Source organism: Streptomyces sp. NPDC025721, from assembly GCF_055558595.1.
The window spans coordinates 57815-78382 of record NZ_JBVHMF010000026.1; the positions used below are offsets into that span (position 1 = coordinate 57815).

Consider the following 20568-nt stretch of genomic DNA (forward strand, 5'->3'; position numbering starts at 1 on the left):
ACCTCTCGGTCGTCGTCATCGCTGCGGCGGCACCCGCGGGTCACGCGCAGCGCCCCTGTTCCCGCGCCTGCCCGGCACGTGCGGGCCTACACGGAAGCCCCCCTTCGCGCTCCATGGTCACCGCACGCGGGAGCGCCCGCACGGCGGTGCGGCCCGTCCGGGCGTCACCCGGCCGCCCTGCTGGACATGCGAGGGGTGCCCCGTACTGCGAGGTTCGTCCACGAGGGCGTCTTCGTGGACGTCCCAGGACGGAGCGCCGGGCATGACGCAACCGATGTGGGCGAGGCCCGAGGGGGCCGAGCCGGTGGAGTGGCTGCCGGAACTGGACATGCCGGACCCGGGCCGCCAGCGGCGGCTGACGGTGCTGCTGCGCTGGTTGCTGCTGATCCCGCAGTTCATCGTCGTGTTCGTGCTCGGCGTCGGCGCGTTCTTCACCGTCATCGTCGGCTGGTTCGCCGCACTGTTCACCGGGCACCTACCCGAGGGCGTGGCCCGCTACCTCGGCGCGTTCCTGGCGTACGAGACGCGTGTGCACGCCAGCGCGATGCTGCTGGTCGACCGGTATCCGCCGTTCGCGCTGCGGCCCGCCGAGCACTATCCGGTGCGGATCGAGCTGCGGCCGGGGCCGCTGAACCGGCTCGCGGTGTTCTTCCGCATCATCTTGATGATCCCGGCCGGCATCGTGCAGGGCCTGGTGACCTCCGGCTGGTACGCGCTCGCCTTCATCATCTGGCTGATCACGCTGGTGCTCGGCCGCATGCCCCGGCCGCTGTTCGAGGCGAGCGCCGCGACGCTGCGCTACAGCATGCGGTTCAGCGCCTACGTACTCCTGCTGACCTCCGCCTACCCCAAGCGGCTCTTCGGCGACGGCGACGCGCCTGGGGCCGTACCGGGCGCGGTGCGGCCGGGCATGCCGGGCGCCGTGCCGGGCGACACCTACGGGGCGGTGCCCGGAGCCGTTCCCGGCGCCCTCGCCTCCGCCACCCGGCCGCTGCTGATGAGCACCGCGGCGAAGGTCCTCGTCGGGGTCTTCCTGGCGGTCGGTCTCGCGGGCCACATCGTCGGCGACACCGTGACCGACTGGAACGGGAACAACGACGACAACGCCGCGGCGACAGCACCCGCCGCCGCGGCCGTCGTCGTCACCCCACCGGGCCGCTGACGCGGCTCAGTCGAACGGGTCGAGCGTGATCGACGCCTCCTGCGGGTCGCCGTCGTGGACCAGCGACTCGTGGTTGCCGACGTCGTCGAAGGCGAAGGCGTACGCGCTCCCGTCGGCCATCTGCTCGTGGATCTCGCGGGCGTACTGGTTGGTGTCCGCGTCCTGGTAGAAGCCGGACGCGTCCGCGTCGGGCTGCTCGGAGTTGGTCAGCAGCGTCGTGCGGTTGTAACCGGCGCACAGCGTACGGGAGATGGGGCCGCGCACCTGGTCATTCGGCGCGTCCAGCAGCTTGTAGCAGCCGAAGACGCTGTCGGAGTCCGGCTTCTGGAAGCTGGTGACGACCGCGCCCGAGGAGTCGGTGAAGTTCATGACGTCACCGGAGACCCGGCCGAAGTACTTGGTGTCCGGCTGGTCGCCGAAGGGCGTGACCGTCAGGGTCGAGGAACTGTACTTGTCCCAGACCCGGTTGATGTAGTCGTCCATCACCGAGGCGGGCAGCGCGCCGGACTCGATGCCGTGGCCGGGCGCGAGCGCGCGCAGGACGCTCCCGTCGGGCGCGGTCTCGACCAGGCCCGCCCAGCCGCCGGGCCGTGCCTTGAGGCCGTCGAAGAACCCGTTGTAGCCGCCGGGCTTGAGGTGTCCCGTGGTCTTCGTCGTCCCGTCCGCGGTCTTCACGCCGACCGCGTAGGGGGCGGAGAACATGTCGACCTGCGTGCTGTTGATCCACAGGCCCGAGTCGTTGAGCGTGTACTCGGTCCAGTTGAACAGGATGTCGTGGTTCGGGTCGTCCGGATTCTGCACGGCGGGCTGGACGAGGCCGCCGGTGGTCAGCTTGAAGACCAGCTTCTGGCCGTAGGAGAAGTACACCCGGCCGGAGAACTTGGGGAGCTTCAGGGTGAGCGACTGGCCGTCGGCGGGGCCCGCGATGGACGCGTCGGGCGCCTCGGTGGGGGGATTGCCGCCGGCCGGCCACGCGTGGAAGGCGCCGTCCGCGTCGGCCCAGCCCTGTTCTCCGGTGGCGAGGTTGGTGCCGATGTCGTAGACGTAGACCTGGTCGCCGCGGCCGGAGTTGTTGGTGAAGGTGAGCGGAATGGTGTCCGGCACCGAGGCCGAGGCGGTCGACGCGAGCCCCGCGGCGGTCAGTCCGCCGCCGATCAGCGTGGCCGCGGCCAGCGGTACGAACAGTTTCCGTTTGGTGATGTACACGCTCTGTACTCCTCATCAGTTGGGGCACCGCGGAGGACAGACGTCGCCGGACATCGCGGAATCCGTTCCTCCGCAGCGGTTCTGAGAGCGCTCTCACCCTGATGGGGAATGGTGTGCATGTCAATGACGCGACAGTGGACTTCCGCTGCTGACGGTAATCACCGCTGATCCGGGGCGGGTTGGGGAGGCCGGAGGCCGCGGAATTCGCCGGAGCCGCGGATCACGAGACGGGTCAGCAGCACCACGGAGCGGGGTGCGGAGCGGTCGCCGCCGATCCGGGCGAAGAGCAGATTGGCCGCCGTGCCGCCGATGGCCACCGGGTCCTGGCTGACCACGGTCAGCGGCGGGCTGAGCCGTTCGGCGAGCGGCAGGTCGTCGAAGCCGACGATGGCCACCGGGGCCGGGTGGTCGAGGCCGTCGAGCACGCCCATGGTGATCAGGTCGTTGCTGGCGAACAGCGCGGTCGGCGGGTCCGGCAGGGCGCGCAGCCCGGCGAGCGCGCCGCGCGCCTCGCGGTGCGAGCGCAGTTCGTGCCGGACGAGGTCGGGGTCCTCGGGTATGCCGTGCGCGGCCAGCGCGTCGAGGTAGCCGAGGTGGCGCTCCCGCTGGGTCCAGATGCCGTAGCGGTCGCCCAGGTAGGCGATACGGGTGTGGCCGTGGCCGAGCAGGTGGCTGACCGCGCGTTCGGCGCCCGCGCGGTTGTCGACGGTGACGGTGTCCACGGCGAGGCCCTTGGCGGGCCGGTCCACGCAGACCACCTGGGTGCCGCCCTCCATGGGCTGCTTGAGGAAACCGTGGCCGCCGCTGGTCGGCACGATGATCAGGCCGTCCACCTGACGGGCGGTGAAGGCGGCGATGACCTCGCGTTCGCGCCGCGGTTCGTCGTTGGTGCTGCCGACGAGCACGACGTAGCCGCGGCGGTGCGCCTCGTCCTCGACCGAGCGGGCCATCAGCGCGTAGAAGGGGTTGGCGAGGTCGTCGACGACGAGCGCGATGGTGGAGGTGCCGAGGTTCTTCTGGCGCAGATTGCGCGCGTTGTCGTTGCGCTGGTAACCGAGCTTCCTGACCGCCCGCTCAACCCTGGCGGCGGTGTCCGGCGAGACGCCCGGCTCGCCCGAGACGACGCGGGAGACCGTCATGGGGCTCACCCCCGCGGTCCGGGCCACGTCCTTCATCGTCGGGCGCTTCACGGGCCTCCTCCTCGGCGTGCTTCGGGCCGACCGCCGTACGGGCTTGTGCCGATGATGTCAGGCCACGGCGCGGACAACCATCGTCCGTGGTGGCGCGCTTGGTAACGTTCACAAAATGTCAGACCCCCACGCGTTCGACCCGACGCATCGTCACGCCGCTTTGCCCGGACCTCGTCGGCGGCTCCGCACGGGCCTCGTACGGCCAGAAACACCCGATGTCCCGGCCTGGTCCGCACCCTTGACATCCAGTCAGGTACACCTCAACAATTCGGTTCTGCTTGGTAACGTTCACATGCACTTCGCGCAGCCCCCCGTGCCCCGAGGCGGCCCGCAAGGACGACGGCGCGCCGCCTCCGCGAGAAGGTGGTCTCCTCCGTGCCCCCCACTCCGTTCCGCATCAGAACCGTCGGCGCCGCGAGCGCCCTGTTACTGGCCGCCTTCGGCGTCGGCGGCCTGGCCGCGGCCCCCGCGCACGCCGCGACGCTGCCGCTGACGCAGTACGCCGACCCGTTCGTCGGCACCGACGACAGCTCGGCTCCCAACCCCGTGCCGGGCGGCGCGGGCGGCAGTACGTATCCGGGCGCGGTGGTGCCCTTCGGCGGTGTGCAGTTCAGCCCCGACACCCCGACGGCCTCGCCCTCCGGCTACCGCTACTCCGACACCTCGATCGAGGACTTCAGCCTCACGCACTTCGACGGCGCGGGCTGCCCGAACAACGAGGACCTGCCGCTGATGCCGGTCACCGGCGCGGTCAGCACCTCACCGGGCACCAACTGGACGAGTTACGCGTCCGGTTACACCAAGGCGAACGAGTCGGCCGCTCCCGGCTACTACAAGAACCGGCTGGACAAGTACGCGACCAATGTCGAGCTGACGGCCACCACCCGTACCGGCATGGGGAAGCTGACCTACCCCTCGTCCACGTCGTCCCGGCTGCTGATCAACACCAGCCGCAGCGCGACGGGCAACCGCAGCGGCACGGTGAACGTCAACGGTTCCGAAGTGACCGGCAGCGTCACCGCGGGCGGCTTCTGCGGCTCCACGAAGACCTTCCAGATCTACTTCGACATCCGCTTCGACCGCGCCCCGACCGGGCACGGCACCTGGTCGGGCGGCACGGTCACCGACGGCTCGTCCAGCGCGAGCGGCACCAACACCGGCGCGTACGTCACCTTCGACACGACCGGCAACGCGGCCGTGCAGTTCAAGGTCGGGCTGAGCTACGTGAGCGTGGCGAACGCGCAGGCCAACGTGGTGGCGGAGAACAACGGCTGGGACTTCGGCGCGGTGCGCACGGCCGCCGACACCTCGTGGAACCAGATCCTCAACCGGGCGCAGGTCACCGGCGGCGCGACCGCCGACCTGAAGAAGTTCTACACCTCGCTCTACCACGTCTTCCAGAGCCCCAACGTCTCCAGTGACGTCAACGGCGACTACCGGGGCTTCGACGGGGCGGTGCACAATTCGACCCGGCCGGTCTACCAGAACTACTCGGGCTGGGACATCTACCGGTCCTGGGCGGCGCTGGTCGCGCTGATCGCGCCGACCGAGGCGAGCGACATCGCCAAGTCGATGGTCCTGGACGGGCAGCAGGGCGGTCTGCTGCCGAAGTGGTCGCAGCAGACCAACGAGGACTTCGTGATGACGGGCGATCCGGGTCCGATCATCGTCAGCAGTCTCTACGCCTTCGGGGCCAGGGACTTCGACACCGCGAGCGCGCTGTCGCTGATGGAGAAGGCGTCCAACGGCGGCACGATGCAGGGCTCGCCGATCCGCGGCAATCAGGGCACGTACACCAACCTGCACTATCTGCCCGGCGCGCCCTCGGACTCCCTCGAGTACTCCGCATCGGACTTCGCGGTCGCGCAGTTCGCCAAGGCGCTGGGGAACACGTCCAGTTACTCCACGCACATGACGCGCGCGCAGTGGTGGCGCAACACGTACAGCACCGAGTCCGGCTACACGCAGCCGCGCAACTCCGACGGGAGCTGGGCGTGGCCGCTGAATCCGGCCAGCCAGAACAACTTCACCGAGGGCAACGCGTCGCAGTACACCTGGATGGTGCCGTACGACTTCTCCGACCTGATCAACGACATGGGCGGCCGGCAGACCGCGGTGCAGCGCCTCGACCACCACTTCACACAGGTCAACGCGGGCCAGAGCCTGCCGTACTACTACATCGGCAACGAGCCGGAGCACGGTGTGCCGTGGGCGTACAACTACGCGCGTGACCCCGCGGGCGCCTCGGACGCGGTGCGCAAGGTGATGACCGAGTCGTACACCACCGGTCCCGGCGGCCTGCCGGGCAACGACGACCTGGGCGCGACCTCGGCCTGGTACGTGTGGGCCGCGCTCGGGGTGTACCCGGCGACGCCCGGCGCGGACACGCTGGCGATCCACGGCCCGCAGTTCCCGTCCGTGCTGCTCCAGCGGCCCGGCGGCAACATCACCATCAACTCCTCGGGCAGCGGCGGCTATGTGCAGGGCGTCAGCGTCAACGGGACGGCCACCAGCCACAATTACCTGCGCTACCCGGACGTGGCGGGCGGCGGGACGCTGAACTTCACCATGGGCGGTACGCCGAGCGCGAGTTGGGGAACGGGCGCGGGCGACGTCCCGCCGTCCTTCACCGACGGAGCGACCCCGGTGCCGGCCGCGCCCGAACTGGGCACGGACCTGGCCAAGGGCAAGCCGGTGACGGCCTCGGCGCCGTGCGCGACCGCGGAATCCGGCGACAAGGCCGTGGACGGCACGCTGAAGGACAACAGCAAGTGGTGCTCCACGGTGGCCAATCCGTCCCTCCAGGTGGACCTCGGCTCGGTGCAGACCGTGTCGTCGTTCGTGCTCAAGCACGCCGGGCTCGGCGGGGAGAACACCGGCTGGAACACGGCCGCGTTCACCATCCAGACCAGTACCGACGGCGCCAACTGGACCACCGCGGCTACCGTCACGGGCTCGCGCTCCAGCCGTACCTACCACCCGGTCTCGGCGCGCCAGGCCCGCTATGTGAAGGTCGCCATCTCCTCGCCGGTCAACGACGCGGCCGGCTCGACCGTGGCGGCCAGGCTCTACGAACTGGAGGTGTACGGCGGCGGCCAGGCCGATCTCGCGCTCGGCCGCACCGCGACCGGCTCCGACGCGTGCGGCACCACCGAGACGCCCGACAAGGCGGTCAACGGCAGTTACACCGGCGGCAACAGCGACAAGTGGTGCTCGAAGGTGTCGGGCACCAAGACCCTCCAGGTCGACCTCGGCGCCTCGCACGCCCTGTCCTCGCTGACCGTCCGGCACGCCGGGGCGGGCGGTGAGGACCCGAGCTGGAACACCAAGGACTTCGACCTCGCCGTCTCCGCCGACGGCAGCACCTGGACCACGGTCGCCCAGGTCCGCGGCAACACCGCTGACTCCACGACCAACGCGGTGAGCGCCACGGCCCGTTATGTGCGGCTCAGCGTGATCACGCCGACCCAGAACACCGATCCCGCGGCGCGGATCTACGAGTTGGAGGTGTACGGCAGCTAGGCGGCGCTCCCCCCGGCCGCACGGGAACGGCGGCCACCCCTCGGTGCGAGGGGTGGCCGCCGTTCCGCGGACGGGCGGTGCGTGTCAGAGCACCAACTGGGCCTTGCCCAGCGCGATCACCCCCGCCGCGGAGACCGTGTACAGCTCGCGGTCGCGGTCCGGGTTGACGCCGATGGTGGCGCCCGGCGGCACGTCGACGTTCTTGTCGAGCACCGCGCCCCTGACGATGGCGCCGCGCCCGACCCGCACGTTGTCGTGCAGTACCGAGCCCTGGACGACGGCGCCGGTGTCCACGACCACGCCGGGCGACAGCACCGAGCGGGTGACCTGCCCGCGGATCTCACAGCCGGGGCTCACCACCGACTCGCCCACGATGCCGCCCGCGGCGATCTTGGCGGGCGGGAGCTGCCCGGAGTGGGTGTAGATGGGCCAGCGCCGGTTGTGCAGGCTGAAGGCGGGCTGGTCGGAGATCAGGTCCATGTGCGCGTCGTAGTACGCGTCCAGCGTGCCGACGTCGCGCCAGTAGCCGTGGTCGCGGGCGGTCTCGCCCGGCACGTGGTTGTTGTCGAAGTCGTAGACCTGGGCGACGCCCTGGTCGGTGAGCCGGGGCAGGATGCTGCCGCCCATGTCGTGCACGGACTGCGGGTCCTCCGCGTCCTCGTGCAGGGCGTCGATCAGGGTCTTCGTACTGAACAGGTAGTTGCCCATCGAGGCGAAGACATGCTGGGGGTCGCCGGGCAGCCCCGGCGGGTCGAGGGGTTTCTCCAGGAAGCGTTCCACTTGTATGCCGTCGGCGGCGGGCGAGATCACGCCGAAGCCCGCCGCGTCGGCTCTGGGCACCTTGATTCCCGCGACGGTGACGCCCGCGCCGTGCTCGATGTGCTGCGCCAGCATCTGCCGGGGGTCCATCCGGTACACGTGGTCGGCGCCGAACACCGCGATGTAGTCCGGCTGTTCGTCGTGCACGAGATTGAGGGACTGAAGGATCGCGTCCGCGCTGCCGAGGTACCAGCGCGGGCCGAGCCGCTGCTGTGCCGGTACCGGCGTCACGTAGTTGCCCAGCAGGCTGGACATCCGCCAGGTGGTGGTCACATGGCGGTCGAGCGAGTGGGACTTGTACTGCGTCAGCACGCAGATCCGCAGGATGTCCGCGTTCACCAGGTTCGACAGGACGAAATCGACCAGGCGGTACGTGCCGCCGAAGGTCACCGCTGGTTTGGCCCGGTCGGCGGTCAGCGGCATCAGCCGCTTTCCCGCGCCACCGGCCAGCACTATGCCCAGTACCGAAGGTCCTCCACGCATCGAGACCCCCCCTTGTCGTCTCTGCCGCTCATATCTGCTCCTCGTGCCGTTCTCGTGCCTGATCCCGGTCCCGTGTTCCGGCGTTCACCGGCTCACTCCGCCTACCGGCCCTGCGCCAGCACCGACGCGTACAGCTCCGCCGTACGCCGTGCCACGGTGTCCCAGCCGAATTCGCGCACCGCGCGGTCCCGGCCCGCCGCCCCCATCCGCTCCGCCTCGGCGCGGTCGCCGATCACCCGGTTGAGCGCCCGCGCGAGTCCCGCCTCGAACGCGGCGGGGTCCTCCTCGCGGTAGGGCACGAGCAGCCCGGTGACGCCGTCCTCGACGACCTCGGGGATGCCGCCGACCGCGGAGGCGACCACGGGTGTGCCGCAGCCCATCGCCTCCAGATTCACGATGCCCAGCGGCTCGTACACCGAAGGACACGCGAACACCGCCGCGTGGGTGAGGAGTTGGACCACGGCGGGGCGTGGCAGCATCGCCGGGATCCAGTGCACGCCGTCGCGTACCGCGTTCAGCTCGTCGAAGAGCGCGCGGAATTCGCGGTCGAGCGCGGGGGTGTCCGGCGCTCCCGCGCACAGCACGAGCTGCGCGGACGGGTCGAGTTCGCGGGCGGCCCGCAGAAGATGGGGCACGCCCTTCTGCCGGGTGATCCGGCCGACGAAGAGCACGTAGGGGCGCTGCGGATCGATGCCGATCCGGCTGAGCACGTCGGTGCGCGGGTCGGGCCGGTAGGTGGCGGTGTCGATCCCGTTGCGGATGACGTGCACCCGGTCGGGGTCGAGCGCCGGATAGCAGCCCAGGATGTCGCCGCGCATGCCGTCGGAGACCGCGACCACCGCGTCGGCCGACTCCATCGCCGTGCGCTCGGCCCAGCTCGACAGGGCGTAGCCGCCGCCGAGCTGCTCCGCCTTCCAGGGCCGCAGCGGCTCCAGCGAGTGGGCGGTGAGCACGTGCGGTATGCCGTAGAGCAGCTTGCTCAGATGGCCCGCGAGGTTGGCGTACCAGGTGTGCGAGTGGACGAGGTCGCGGCCCTGAAGACCGGCGGCCATGGCCAGGTCGACGGAGAAGGTGCGCAGCGCGTCGTTGGCGCCGTCGAGCGTGGACGGGGCGTGGTGCCGGGTCACCCCCGTGTCGGGGCTGTCCGCCCCGTCGCCCCAGCAGTGCACGGCGACATCCACCAATGAGCGCAGTTCACGGGCCAGGAACTCCACGTGGACCCCGGCTCCGCCGTATACATCCGGCGGATATTCCCGGGTCAACAGACCCACCTTCACCGAGACCTCCTGCCGTCGACAACCGTGTGCCCCTGTTGCCTTCCCCGGTTGGACGCGGCCTACCGCGCGGGAGCCTGACGTAATTCCGCCGCCCGCGCGGTCCGACGGCAGGTCGCACCCGCCGCGCGCGGTCCTAGCGGCGGCTGAGCGCGATCACCGGGATGACCCGGCTGGTCTTCTTCTGGTAGTCGGCGAAGCCGGGGAAGCGGGACGCCTGCTCGGCGTACTTCTCGTCGCGCTCGGCGCCCTTGAGCTCCTCGGCGTGCACGGGGATGGTCTCGTCGCCGATCTCGATGTCGATGTCGGGGTGCGCGAGGAGGTTGAGGTACCAGGCGGGGTGGGTGTCGGCGCCGCCCTTCGAGGCGAACACCAGATAGCGGTCCCCGTCGGCCATGTACATCAGCGGGTTGACGCGCTCGATGCCGGTACGGGCGCCGCGGGTGTGCAGCAGCACCATCGGCGCGCCCTCGAAGGGGCCGCCGACCTTCCCGTGGTTGGCCCGGAACTCGGCCGTGATCCGGGCATTGAAGTCGTCGCCGTCGCTCATTCACCGCTCCTGACAGATGTGGTCAATACGGGTCCCACCGGTCACCTTAGCCAAGTGGCCGGCCCGTTCTCCGTATCCGCGAACGCGAGCCCCTGGCCCGGCATTCCCCCGAACGGGCGTGCGTCGCGCGGGCCTCGGACGGCGGTGCGGCCGTTCTGCGGGAAATCGTCCGGATCGCACTGGACCACGCGTCACACCGGTCACCCGCACCGCGTACGACGCAGGGGCACGCGCAGGCGGGCGTGCGCGGAACAGGTGCATCGTTTTCCCGCCAGATCCGGCGAGCCGCCCGGCCGACGTGCGCCGGGGCCGGCCGGGCCGCCCGCGTGCCGGGGGCGCAAGCACACGGCCCACCGGGCGATGGCCAATACAGCGGATCTGCCCAGGTGACGCGGAAAGTGGAATGACGCTTTACGGACGGCTGTCCGGAGCCGGACAGGGCACACGGAGGAGAGACCGCGCGTGATGACCAACAGCCGCTCCGCCGCACCCGTTCCGCTGCGCAGCGGGGCACGGTTGGCGCTGGCACTGGCGAGGGAAGAGATGATGCAGGACTACCACCGGTGGGAGACCGATCCGGCGACCGTCGTCGGATTCGGGGCCCGCTGGCCGGTGTCCTGGGAAGTCTTCCAGGCTCGTTTCCACAGTGGCCATACCTCCACCCACTACCAACTCTTCGAAGTGATCACCACGGACAGTGGCATTCCGGTCGGGACCACCGCGCTGAGCGTCGACCAGTCGGCCAACAGCGCCGAGTACACCCTTGTCATCGCCCCGGAGCACCGCGGCCTGGGCTACGCCGCCGAGGCCACCGCACTCACCCTCGACTGGGCTTTCACCATCGCGTCGCTGAGCGCGGTGTGGCTGGAGGTACTCGCTCCGCACACCGCCGCGGTGCACGCCTACCTCAAGGCCGGTTTCCGTGACGCCGGGCGGCTGCGCAGCGCCGCGCTGTGGCAGGGCAGGCGCGTCGACAAACTCCTGCTGGACTGCGTCCCCGGCGACCTGCCGGGGACCGAGCCGGACGAGAGGAGGTGATCCACGATGTCATGCTCCGACGTGAACTGCCGTAAAGGCGGGTGCACCACCGACCCCGACCGAACCGGGCGCGAAGGCGGTCAGAAGCGCGGGTGAGCGGCCATCGGCCGGGCGCCGCGGTGCGTGACGTACCGCGGCGCCACCGTATATACGGAAGTCTCCGTGCGTTCCCGGAGATGTCCGTAGCCGTTGCCACCGGAGATGTCCCCGCCGCGCTATCCGGCGGCCAGGGTCGCCACGGACACCTCCCACAGCCGCCGCGCCGCCTCCGGGTCGAGGGCGTAGGCCGCGACGCCGTCGGGGGCGCCGGGCCGGTTCTCCGCCGCCTCGTCGCAGTCCTCGAAGTACCGGCCGCCGACGCCGTCGAGCAGCGGAGAGGCCGCGACCAGCACCGAGGTCGCCGCGCCCTGCTCCGGGGTCTTCCACCGGGGGAGGTCGGGGCCGCGCTCGGCGCGCAGCCGGTTCAGCTCCTCGTCGGACACATAGCGCTGGAGCTTGGTCCTGATCCCGCCCGGCATCAGCGCGTTGACGGTGATGCCGTCGCTCGCCCAGCGCTTGGTGGCCTCGACGGCGAACAGCACGTTGGCGGTCTTGGACTGGCCGTACGCGGACCAGGGCTCGTACGGCCGCTCGCGGAAGTGGATGTCGTCGAAGACGACGGGCGAGCGCAGATGGGCGCTGGAGCTGACCGCGACCACGCGGGCGCCGCCCGCCGCGGCGAGCGCCGGGCGCAGGCCGGTGGCCAGGGCGAAGTGGCCCAGGTGGTTGGTGGCGAACTGCATCTCCCAGCCCTGCGGGGTGCGCATCTCGGGCGAGGCCATGATTCCGGCGTTGTTGACCAGCATGTGCAGCGGGCCCTGCCAGTCCGCGACGAAGGCGGCGACGGACGCCTGGTCGGCCAGGTCGAGCGGAGCGACCCGCACCTGCTCGTTCCCGGTGGTCCTCGTGATGTCCTCGGCGGTCCGCCGGCCTGCCTCCGCGTCCCGTACGGCCAGCGTCACCTCGGCCCCGGCGGCGGCCAGGGCGCGGGCGGTCTCGACACCGATGCCGGACGCGCCACCGGTCACGACGGCGCGGCGGCCGGTCAGATCGATGCCCGCCAGCACGTCGGCGGCGGTGGACTCCCTGGTGAAGGGGGTGGTGATGAGGGGGTTTGACGTCATGATCCGTGCGTCTCCTCGGTAGCGCGGAGGGCATGGCACTGCCGGTACGATAAAAACCGGAGGAACCTCCGCTCAGATCCACCGTAAGTGGAGGAACCTCCGCTTGCAAATTCGCCGGGCCCCCGTACCCCGACGATCCGCGTCCCACCGAGGAGAGACACCGTGCCGGGCACCTCACCCCGCCCCCTGCGCGCCGACGCGCAGCGCAATCGCGACCGGCTGCTGGCCGCCGCCGTGCGCGCGTTCGCCCACGACGGGCCCGAGGTGACGCTCGAGGCGATCGCCAAGGACGCGGGGGTCGGCATCGGCACGCTCTACCGGAACTTCCCGACCCGCGAGGCGCTGGTCGAGGCCGCGTACCGCAACGAGCTGACCCGGCTGTGCGACGCCGCGCCCCGGCTGCTCACCGCCGCTCCCCCCGACGTGGCGGCGCGCGCCTGGATGGACCACTTCATCGACTACATGACGACCAAGCGCGGCATGGCCGACGCGCTGCGCGCCGTGATCGCGTCCGGCGGCGACCCCTTCGCGCACAGCCGTGAGGCGCTGCTCGGCGCGGTCGGCACCCTGCTGCGGGCGGGCGCGGAGGCCGGGACGCTGCGGGCGGACGCCGACCCCGAAGACGTGCTCGTCGGGCTCGGCGGGGTGGCGCTGTCTGCGGCCGGTCCGGAGCGCAGGGCGCAGGCGGGACGCCTGCTGGACCTGCTCATGGACGGATTGCGTTACCGTGCGGGGCAGTAGTCGCGGCGCGCGGCCGGAGACGGGACGCGCGACGGGACCCGGCAGAACACGGACAAGGACGCGAAACAGGCCGCCGCTCGGACGCGTTCGGGGCCCGGAAAAATTGCTCGAAAAAAAGTTGGCATAGGACGTTCGACAGCGGGCAAGCGGCTTGTGGACAGTCTTACCGAGGCGAGGCGATGACGTGACCACACAGGTTCAGCAGTCGGACAGCGCGTACGAAACGGCGACGCTTGAGGCATCACCGCGATCCGAGGGCGGCTTGATTGGTGAACTTCCGCGGATCGACGACGCCACGGCGGTAGCCCCCAAGGACGCGCGGGCGCTGTCGAAGCTCTTCTTCGACCGGCTCCAGGCCGTCGAGGAGGGCACCCGTGAATACCAGTACGCCCGCAACACGCTGATCGAGATGAACCTCTCGTTGGTGCACTTCGCCGCCGGGCGCTACCGCAACCGGCCGGCCACCGACATGGAGGAGATCGTCCAGGTCGGCACGATCGGCCTGATCAAGGCCATCGACCGGTTCGACCTGTCGCGGGAGAACGAGTTCACCACCTTCGCCATCCCGTACATCGTCGGCGAGATGAAGCGGTTCTTCCGCGACACCTCCTGGGCCGTGCACGTACCGCGCCGCCTCCAGGAGCTGCGCGTCGAGCTGAGCAAGGCCAAGGAAGCGCTCGCGCTGGTGCTGGACCGCGACCCGACGGTGGCCGAGCTGGCCGCGCACCTCGACCTGACCGAGGAAGAGGTCATCGAGGGCCTGGTCGCCGCCAACGGCTACACCGCGGGCTCGCTGGACACGCCGTACAACGACGGTGAGAGCGGCGGTGACGGCGAGGGCCGCACGCTGGCCGACACCTTCGGCGAGTGCGACTACGCGATGGACCTCATCGAGAACTTCCAGAGCCTGGCCCCGCTGATCGCCAAGCTCCCCGAGCGCGACCGGCAGATCCTCCAGATGCGCTTCGGCGAGGAGATGACGCAGGCGCAGATCGGCGAGGAGCTGGGCTACTCGCAGATGCACGTGTCGCGGCTGCTGAGCCGCACCATCGCCGGCCTGCGCGCGGGCCTGATGACGCAGAAGTAGGCAGCCGGAAGCAGGCAGCGGGCACGACGAACGGCTGAGGGGCCTCCCGGACCGGGAGGCCCCTCAGCCGTTCACGCCTGCCCGTACCGCTCCCCCGTCGATTGCGCGACACGTGAAGTGTGTGACGGACAGTGAACGGGGAATGCGAGGGGTAGTTGACGATTGCGGGATGAGGGATCCGGATGACGGATGACGAAGGGGTGCGGTCCATGACCATTGCCAGTGACAGCCAGTCGGTGTCGGACGAACTGCGCGACCGGGCGGGCGCGTTCGTGAACAGCCATGTCGACATGTGGGTGACGGTGGAGGACGACGGGGTGCTGATCCTCGCCGGTGGCGACGCCGCCGAGCTCTTCCAGGCCGCCACGGACTGGCTGCGCGAGGGGCCCGCCTACACGGTCGCCTCGGTCGGCTGGGCGCGCCAGGAGACGGAGCCCGCTTACGCGTTGCGACTGGTCCTTCGGCAGCCGGTGGGCGGCGAGGCCGTGTGACCGGTGCCCGTCCGCGGCCCCGTGGCCGGAAGGCCGGGGGTCGCGGACGGGCCGGTGTGCGTCGCGGGGGCGTCCGGGACTACGAGACGTCCGCGCGGTCGACGGCGATGTTGTTCCCGGTGCTGTGCGCGTTGCGCGCACCGGTGTTGGTGATGGTCAGGGTGTGGCTGCCGGACGGGAGCGCGGGGCTGGTCCACACGGTGCCCGAGGCGTTGCGGGCGGCCGCGTAGTTGTCGACGCTGACGGGTGAACCGCCGTCGACCGAGAGCGACATGATGCCCTGGTCGGTGTCGCGGACGGCGTGCAGGGCGACGGTGCTCCCGTGGAAGTGGAAGGTCGCCGAGGCGCCCGCGGTGAACGTCCAGTTGGCGGTCTGCTGGTACATGTCGGTGATGCCGTTGGCGACGCCCCAGTTGGCGCCGTACTGGAAGTAGTTGGCGTCGCCGGAGTTGGTGGCGGTGCCGTCCACGACGGTCGTCACCGGGTCGACGGGTCCGGTGGAGCCGGTGCCCGCGGTCAGGGTGACCGTGTAGGCGTCGGTGCCGCTGGTGAGGGTGACGGGGACGCGCAGGGTGTTGCCGTCTGGGGTGAGGTCGGAGTCCAGGACGGTGGCGGGCGCGCCGAGCGGGGACTGGTCGGGGATGCGCTGGATCTTGGCGTGCACCTTGCCGTTGCCGCCGCGCAGCCAGGAGGCGGCGGACAGATTCTGGAAGGTGACCGTGGTGGTGCCGCCCTGGCCCGAGTTGTTGCCGATCAGCGCGAGGACCTGGTGGGCGGTGGTGTCCGCGCCCGCGGCGACGGCGATACCGCCGCTGCCCGTGGTGCCCAGCAGGTGGCCGCCGATCCGCGCGTACGCCTGGTAGACCCACCACTGGCCGGTCGGCTGGCCGCCGACGAGCAGGGAGTCGAGCGTCCCGGCCCCGCAGCAGTCGGTCCAGATCGCGTGCGCGGCGGACGCGACGCCCGAGGCGGAGAGCCGGTCGAGGAACCAGGCGGTGTAGGCGGCGTTCTGCTGCTGCGAGAACAGGTACTCGTTGATGGTCAGCGGGAGCGGGGCGATGCCGTGCGCGGACAGCAGGGCGCGGGCGTCGGCGGCGTCGGCCGCGGGGTCGTTGCCGAAGTGCCAGTTGACGACGGTCGGCAGGGTGTTGTCGGCCTTGGTACGGCCGAGGAAGTCGTCGAGCCAGCCGTGGTTGTAGCCGCTGTAGGAGGGGCCGACGATCTGCGCGGAGGGCACCAGGCGGCGGATCTCGCGCACCGCCGTGTCCCACATCTGGTAGTACTGCGCGCTGTTGACACCGCGCTGCCAGAAGCCGGTGCCGTCCGGCTCGTTCCAGATGTCGTAGCTGACGGGCACCCCGGACGCCTGGACGTCGGCGACGAGCCGGTCGATGAAGGCCGCCCAGTTGGAGCAGTCGCCGTTGTCGCAGGGGTAGACGGTGTTCGACGGCTGGGTGGTGTCGGCGCCCCAGACGTCGGAGACCAGCAGGTGGTAGGTGGCGCGGTAGGGCGCGGCGGTGACGCGGCGGGCCTGGGACAGCGCGGAGTCGACGCGTATCCGGTAGCCGGAGCCCGCGGTGTAGCCGTCGCCCAGCCAGCCGCCGCCCGCGATCCGGGCGCCGCCGCCGCGGAAGAGGGTGGGCCTGAGCGGTTGGAGCAGGCTGTCGGCGGGCCCCGAGCCGTCCTGGCTGAGGCCGTAGAGGAAGCCGGAGCCGGCCTGGTTGGGCACCGCGCCCTGGTTGCCGAGGTCGACGGAGACGGTGGTGTCGGCCGCGGCCGCCGGGGACGGGCCGAGGGTGGCGCAGGCCAGGACGGCGGCGCCCAGCGCCGCCGCCGCCAGTGCGGTGGCACGCCACCGGGGTCGTACCGTGGACGGGTTCATCTGTCCTCCTTGACAGGTGGGGTGGGGGGTACGTCAGCAGGTGGGCCGAGCGGTTCGGCGCGGTCGCGCACGAACAGCGGTACGGCGTCGAGCGGGGCGGGGACGGTGACCCACCGGCCGCCCGCGTACCGCGTCGGTGTCGGCGTTGTGGGGTGCTCCGGGGCCCCGGCGCCTTCGAGGTGGGTCCAGTCGGCGCCCGCGGGGAGGTAGACGCGGCGCTCACGGGCGCCGGGGCGTGTGACCGGGGCCACCAACAGGTCGTGTCCGCACAGGAATTGGTCGTCCACCGACCAGGCGGTGGCGTCGTCGGGGAATGCGAGCAGCAGCGGGCGGAGCAGCGGCAGCCCGTCCTCGCGGCCCGCGTCCAACTGGGCGTGCAGGTAGGGACGCAGCCGCTCGCGCAGGGCCAGCGCGCCGGTCATCGCGCGCTCGGCGACCGCGCCGTAGGACCAGATCTCGTTGGGCCCGCCGCCGGTGCCGATCGGGCCGTGGAAGACGCGCGGCTCGCGGTGGCCGTGCAGCCGCAACAGCGGGCAGAACACGGCGAATTGGAACCAGCGGACCATCAGCTCGCGGTAGTCCTCGTCGTCCGGGTCGCCGCCGTGGAAGCCCCCGATGTCGGTGGTCCACCACGGGATGCCGCTCATGGCGACGTTGAGCCCGGCCCTGATGGAGTCGGCGAGCGCGTCGAAGGTCGCGGGGATGTCGCCGGACCAGAGCGCGACGCCGTACCGCTGCGAGCCCGCCCACGCGGATCTGACCAGCGACAGGATCTCCGTCTCGCCCTGCTCGGCAAGGTGCTCGTACACACCGCGGGCGTGTTCGCGGGGGTAGAGGTTGGCGACCTCGCTGCCGGGGCCCGCCGCGTAGCTGAGATTGTGCGGGTGTCCGGGGCGCATCTCCGGTTCGCAGGCGTCCAACCAGAAGGCGCGGACGCCGAGCTTGTAGTAGTGCTCCTGGAGCCGGTCCCACAGGGCGGCGCGGGCGGCGGGGTCGGTGGCGTCGTAGAAGGCGACGCCGATGCCCTCGGCCGCGTCCTCGGTGTCCGGCCAGTCGCCGTGCGAGGTCACGCCGTTGTACGTGGCGACGAGCTGGCCCGCGTCCCGCAGCGCCGCGTAGCCGGTGGACAGCGGGCTGACCGACGGCCAGACGGAGACGGCCAACTCGACGCCGAGCGCGCGCAGTTCCTCGACCATGGCGCGCGGGTCCGGCCAGTCGCGGCGGTCGAAGTCCCAGTCGCCGAGATTGCGCCAGTGCAGGTAGTCGACGACGATCACCGACAGGGGCAGGCCGCGGCGGGCGTATTCGCGGGCGACGGCGAGGAGTTCGTCCTGGTCGCGGTAGCGGAGCTTGCTCTGCCACAGTCCGGAGGCCCAGCGCGGGAAGGCGGGGGCGTGTCCGGTGGCGGCGGCGTAGTGGCCGAGGACGTCGGCGGGGGTGCGGCCCGCGGTGAGCCAGTAGTCGAGCTGCTGGGCGCGGTCGGCGACCCAGCGGGTGCCGTTGGCGGCGAATTCCACCCGGCCGACCGCCGGGCTGTTCCACAGGAAGCCGTAGCCCCGGCTGGACACGGCGAAGGGGACGGTCACCTCGCCGTTGCGCTGCTGGAGTTCGAGGACCGTGCCCTTCTGGTCGAAGCGGCCGTGGCCGTGCTGGCCGAGGCCGTGGATCCGTTCGTCGTCGTACGCGGCGAAGCGCTGCTCGATCCGGTACTTGCCGCCGCCCGCCGACTCGAAGTGCCGCGCTCCCGGCCACCAGAAGTGCGGCGGCTCCTCGCGCAGCAACTCCGCGCCGGTGTCGGCGCGTACGGCCGTGAGCAGTCCGTCGGAGGCGGCGACGGTGATCCGCAGCAGGCCGTTGGTCAAGGTGGCGTGCGTGTCGTGGACGTCGATCACGCACGCGGAGGGTGCGGGCGCGGTCTCCAGCGCGCCGGGCAGGCCGTCGGTGACGCGGTGGACACCGGCCCGCACGCGGACGCTGTCGGGTCCCCACGGCTGGATCTCCAGCACGTGGTGGCCGTGACGCCACCGCAGGCGGTTCGGGGAGCGGGTGAACGCGGACGGCAAGGTCTCTCCTCGGTGGTCGGGGTCGCGGGCGGCCGGGGTCGCGGCCGGTCGGGGTCGCGGGGCCGGGCGGGGCAGGGCTGTTGGGGGTCAGTCCTTGACGGCGCCGCTGGTCACGCCCGCCGCCACGTAGCGCTGGGCGATGACGAGCAGCACCGCGGCCGGGAGCGAGGCGATGATCCCGGTGGCCATCACGCTGTTCCAGTCGCTGAGATGGGCGCCGATGAAGCGGTAGATGCCGACGGTGACGGGCGCCCGGTCGTCCTGGGTGGTGAGGGTGACGGCGAACAGGAAGTCGGCCCACGCGAAGAGGAAGGAGAACAGGCTCGCGGTGACCACGGCGTTCCTGCTGACCGGCAGGATCACCGACAGCAGGGTGCGCAGCCGTGACGCGCCGTCGAGTTCCGCCGCCTCGCTCAGTTCCGCGGGCACACCGCGCATGGCGGTGCTCAGGATGAGTGCCGCGAAGGGCACGCACAGTGTGGAGTCGGCCAGGATCAGCGCCAGCGGCGAATTCAGCAACTGGAGCTTGTTGGCCATCGTGTAGAACGAGTTGGCCATCACCACGCCGGGGATCATCTGCGCCACCAGGAAGGCGAAGGTGAGCATCCGGCCGCCGGGCGCCCGCAGTTGGGCCATACCGTACGCGGCGGGCACCGCGATCAGCAGCACCACCAGCACGGTCCCGGCCGACACCCCGAGGCTGACCAGGAGGTGGCCGCCCTGGCTGGACAGCGCCCTGCGGTAGCCCTGGAGCGTGCCGTGCAGCGGGAACCAGGTCGGGGAGCTCTTCACCAGATCGGTCGAGGGCAGCAGCGACGCGTTGAGCATCCAGTACAGCGGGAAGAGCATCACCGCGAGGATCAGCAGCGCGATCACGGTGTTCAGCGGGCGGGTGAACCGGCGCGCGCCGGTGGCGGGGGCGCTCACCGTCCCGCCTGCCGCTGCTCACGGGTGCTGCGCAGATAGACCGCGGCGAAGACCACCGCGACCACGATGAGCAGGTTGCCCACCGCCGCGCCCCGCCCGAACAGCAGTTGCTGGAAGGAGAGGTTGTACGCGTAGGTGGTCAGCGTCTGCGAGGACCCGGCGGGGCCGCCCTGGGTGAGGATCATGATCACGTCGAAGACCTTGATGGTGTAGATCAGCCCCAGCGTCAGCACCACGGCGGTGACCGGCCGCAGCAGCGGGAGCGTGATGTGCCGGAAGCGGCGCCAGGCGTTCGCGCCGTCCAGCGACGCGGCCTCGTACAGCTCCCCCGGAATGCTCTGGAGTCCGCCGTAGAGGATCACCATGTTGAAGGGGATGCCGACCCAGATGTTGACCAGCGTCACGGCGATCAGCGAGTCGTGGGTGCTGGCGAGCCACGGGATCGGATGGCCCGTCAGACCCAGGCTCAGCAGTGCGTGGTTGAGCACGCCCGAGTCGGTGTCGAGGATCCAGCGCCAGGCGGTGCCCGAGACCACCAGCGGGAGCAGCCAGGGGATCAGCAGCAGTGAGCGCAGCGGGCCGCCCAGCGGGAAGGACCGGTTGAAGAAGACCGCGAGGGCCAAGCCGATGGCGAACTGGAAGGCCAGCGAACCGGCCGTGAACAGCACGGTGTTGACGACGGTGCGGGAGAAGTGGCTGTCGTGGAGGACGGCCGTGTAGTTGTCCCAGCCGACGTACGGCGCGACGCCGGTGTAGAAGGAGGAGACGGTGTAGTTCTGGAAGCCCATCCGGACGTTGCCGGCCAGCGGGTACAGATAGAAGCCGAGGACGTAGAGCCAGGCGGGGGCGATGAAGGCGAAGGCCGCCCAGCGGCCGGTGCGGCGCCGGGGGCGGCGGCCGTGGCCGTCCTGCCGGGCGGCGACGGGCTTCGCCCGTGCCACCGGGGCGTTGCGGACAGTGGTGGACATCG

At 71.0% G+C, this 20568-nt stretch carries 16 protein-coding genes; 6 read left to right on the forward strand and 10 right to left on the reverse strand.

Translation table 11 applies throughout. The features are described from left to right. Positions 1-262: 262 nt before the first annotated feature. Positions 263-1162: a DUF4389 domain-containing protein gene (locus tag ACZ4EF_RS29135; protein WP_402712070.1), complete on the forward strand. Its 900-nt coding sequence runs from the start codon at positions 263-265 to the stop codon at positions 1160-1162. A 6-nt stretch (positions 1163-1168) separates the two neighbouring features. On the opposite strand, the gene ACZ4EF_RS29140 is transcribed toward ACZ4EF_RS29135, so the two are convergent. Both ACZ4EF_RS29140 and ACZ4EF_RS29145 read right to left on the reverse strand, forming a co-directional pair. Further along, positions 1169-2368 (reverse strand): glycoside hydrolase family 64 protein, encoded by a 1200-nt coding sequence (locus ACZ4EF_RS29140; protein WP_391162165.1) that lies wholly within the window; start codon positions 2366-2368, stop codon positions 1169-1171. Between the two features lie 158 nt (positions 2369-2526). Further along, positions 2527-3558 (reverse strand): LacI family DNA-binding transcriptional regulator, encoded by a 1032-nt coding sequence (locus ACZ4EF_RS29145; RefSeq protein WP_391045613.1) that lies wholly within the window; start codon positions 3556-3558, stop codon positions 2527-2529. Between the two features lie 375 nt (positions 3559-3933). Between ACZ4EF_RS29145 and ACZ4EF_RS29150 the strand changes: the two genes are divergently transcribed. Beyond that, positions 3934-7080, forward strand: coding sequence for a GH92 family glycosyl hydrolase (locus ACZ4EF_RS29150; protein WP_401722564.1), 3147 nt, complete (start codon positions 3934-3936; stop codon positions 7078-7080). An 84-nt stretch (positions 7081-7164) separates the two neighbouring features. Here ACZ4EF_RS29150 and glgC read toward each other — a convergent pair whose 3' ends face one another. The 3 genes from glgC to ACZ4EF_RS29165 form a co-directional block, all read right to left on the reverse strand. Then, complete coding sequence (gene glgC, locus ACZ4EF_RS29155) at positions 7165-8382, reverse strand: glucose-1-phosphate adenylyltransferase (protein ID WP_355345901.1); 1218 nt, start codon at positions 8380-8382, stop codon at positions 7165-7167. A 101-nt stretch (positions 8383-8483) separates the two neighbouring features. Continuing rightward, positions 8484-9659 carry a glycogen synthase gene (gene glgA, locus ACZ4EF_RS29160; RefSeq protein ID WP_391045618.1) on the reverse strand — a complete coding sequence of 392 codons (1176 nt, stop codon included), beginning with the start codon at positions 9657-9659 and terminating at the stop codon, positions 8484-8486. A gap of 133 nt (positions 9660-9792) precedes the next feature. Further along, on the reverse strand, positions 9793-10206 hold the full coding sequence (locus ACZ4EF_RS29165) for a nitroreductase family deazaflavin-dependent oxidoreductase (protein WP_355345895.1): 414 nt from the start codon (positions 10204-10206) through the stop codon (positions 9793-9795). 465 nt (positions 10207-10671) lie between these two features. Between ACZ4EF_RS29165 and ACZ4EF_RS29170 the strand changes: the two genes are divergently transcribed. Continuing rightward, positions 10672-11244: a GNAT family N-acetyltransferase gene (locus ACZ4EF_RS29170; RefSeq protein ID WP_391052393.1), complete on the forward strand. Its 573-nt coding sequence runs from the start codon at positions 10672-10674 to the stop codon at positions 11242-11244. 215 nt (positions 11245-11459) lie between these two features. Here the strand turns inward: ACZ4EF_RS29170 and ACZ4EF_RS29175 are convergent, their stop codons facing one another. Further along, positions 11460-12407 carry an SDR family NAD(P)-dependent oxidoreductase gene (locus tag ACZ4EF_RS29175; protein ID WP_391052390.1) on the reverse strand — a complete coding sequence of 316 codons (948 nt, stop codon included), beginning with the start codon at positions 12405-12407 and terminating at the stop codon, positions 11460-11462. 162 nt (positions 12408-12569) lie between these two features. On the opposite strand from ACZ4EF_RS29175, the gene ACZ4EF_RS29180 reads away from it, so the two are divergent. The 3 genes from ACZ4EF_RS29180 to ACZ4EF_RS29190 all read left to right on the forward strand — a co-directional run bounded on the left by ACZ4EF_RS29180 (position 12570) and on the right by ACZ4EF_RS29190 (position 14726). Then, a complete protein-coding gene (locus tag ACZ4EF_RS29180) occupies positions 12570-13148 on the forward strand; it encodes a TetR/AcrR family transcriptional regulator (RefSeq protein WP_355345886.1) in 579 nt (192 codons plus the stop codon). Between the two features lie 184 nt (positions 13149-13332). Beyond that, positions 13333-14235, forward strand: coding sequence for a SigB/SigF/SigG family RNA polymerase sigma factor (locus tag ACZ4EF_RS29185; RefSeq protein WP_391052386.1), 903 nt, complete (start codon positions 13333-13335; stop codon positions 14233-14235). 209 nt (positions 14236-14444) lie between these two features. Further along, positions 14445-14726 (forward strand): hypothetical protein, encoded by a 282-nt coding sequence (locus ACZ4EF_RS29190; RefSeq protein ID WP_391052382.1) that lies wholly within the window; start codon positions 14445-14447, stop codon positions 14724-14726. 79 nt (positions 14727-14805) lie between these two features. Here ACZ4EF_RS29190 and ACZ4EF_RS29195 read toward each other — a convergent pair whose 3' ends face one another. From ACZ4EF_RS29195 to ACZ4EF_RS29210, 4 genes are all read right to left on the reverse strand, one after another. Further along, positions 14806-16608, reverse strand: a complete 1803-nt coding sequence (locus tag ACZ4EF_RS29195; protein ID WP_467507061.1) for a beta-xylosidase — start codon at positions 16606-16608, stop codon at positions 14806-14808. Then, positions 16605-18671 (reverse strand): glycoside hydrolase family 31 protein, encoded by a 2067-nt coding sequence (locus ACZ4EF_RS29200; RefSeq protein ID WP_467507063.1) that lies wholly within the window; start codon positions 18669-18671, stop codon positions 16605-16607. The genes ACZ4EF_RS29195 and ACZ4EF_RS29200 overlap by 4 nt, the downstream gene beginning before the upstream one ends. 87 nt (positions 18672-18758) lie before the next feature. Continuing rightward, entirely contained in the window at positions 18759-19520 is a 762-nt protein-coding gene (locus ACZ4EF_RS29205; RefSeq protein ID WP_355346068.1) for a carbohydrate ABC transporter permease, read from the reverse strand. Positions 19521-19594: 74 nt separating this feature from the next. After that, positions 19595-20566 (reverse strand): carbohydrate ABC transporter permease, encoded by a 972-nt coding sequence (locus ACZ4EF_RS29210; protein WP_401722579.1) that lies wholly within the window; start codon positions 20564-20566, stop codon positions 19595-19597. Positions 20567-20568: the final 2 nt, after the last annotated feature.

Bases quoted from the DNA above. Each gene is read 5' to 3' on its own strand.
- ACZ4EF_RS29135 (WP_402712070.1), top strand. From the start codon at position 263: ATGACGCAACCGATGTGGGCGAGGCCCGAGGGGGCCGAGCCGGTGGAG.
- glgC (WP_355345901.1), bottom strand. From the start codon at position 8,382: ATGCGTGGAGGACCTTCGGTACTGGGCATAGTGCTGGCCGGTGGCGCG.
- ACZ4EF_RS29165 (WP_355345895.1), bottom strand. From the start codon at position 10,206: ATGAGCGACGGCGACGACTTCAATGCCCGGATCACGGCCGAGTTCCGG.
- ACZ4EF_RS29170 (WP_391052393.1), top strand. From the start codon at position 10,672: ATGACCAACAGCCGCTCCGCCGCACCCGTTCCGCTGCGCAGCGGGGCA.
- ACZ4EF_RS29175 (WP_391052390.1), bottom strand. From the start codon at position 12,407: ATGACGTCAAACCCCCTCATCACCACCCCCTTCACCAGGGAGTCCACC.
- ACZ4EF_RS29190 (WP_391052382.1), top strand. From the start codon at position 14,445: ATGACCATTGCCAGTGACAGCCAGTCGGTGTCGGACGAACTGCGCGAC.
- ACZ4EF_RS29195 (WP_467507061.1), bottom strand. From the start codon at position 16,608: ATGAACCCGTCCACGGTACGACCCCGGTGGCGTGCCACCGCACTGGCG.
- ACZ4EF_RS29205 (WP_355346068.1), bottom strand. From the start codon at position 19,520: ATGCTCTTCCCGCTGTACTGGATGCTCAACGCGTCGCTGCTGCCCTCG.
- ACZ4EF_RS29210 (WP_401722579.1), bottom strand. From the start codon at position 20,566: ATGTCCACCACTGTCCGCAACGCCCCGGTGGCACGGGCGAAGCCCGTC.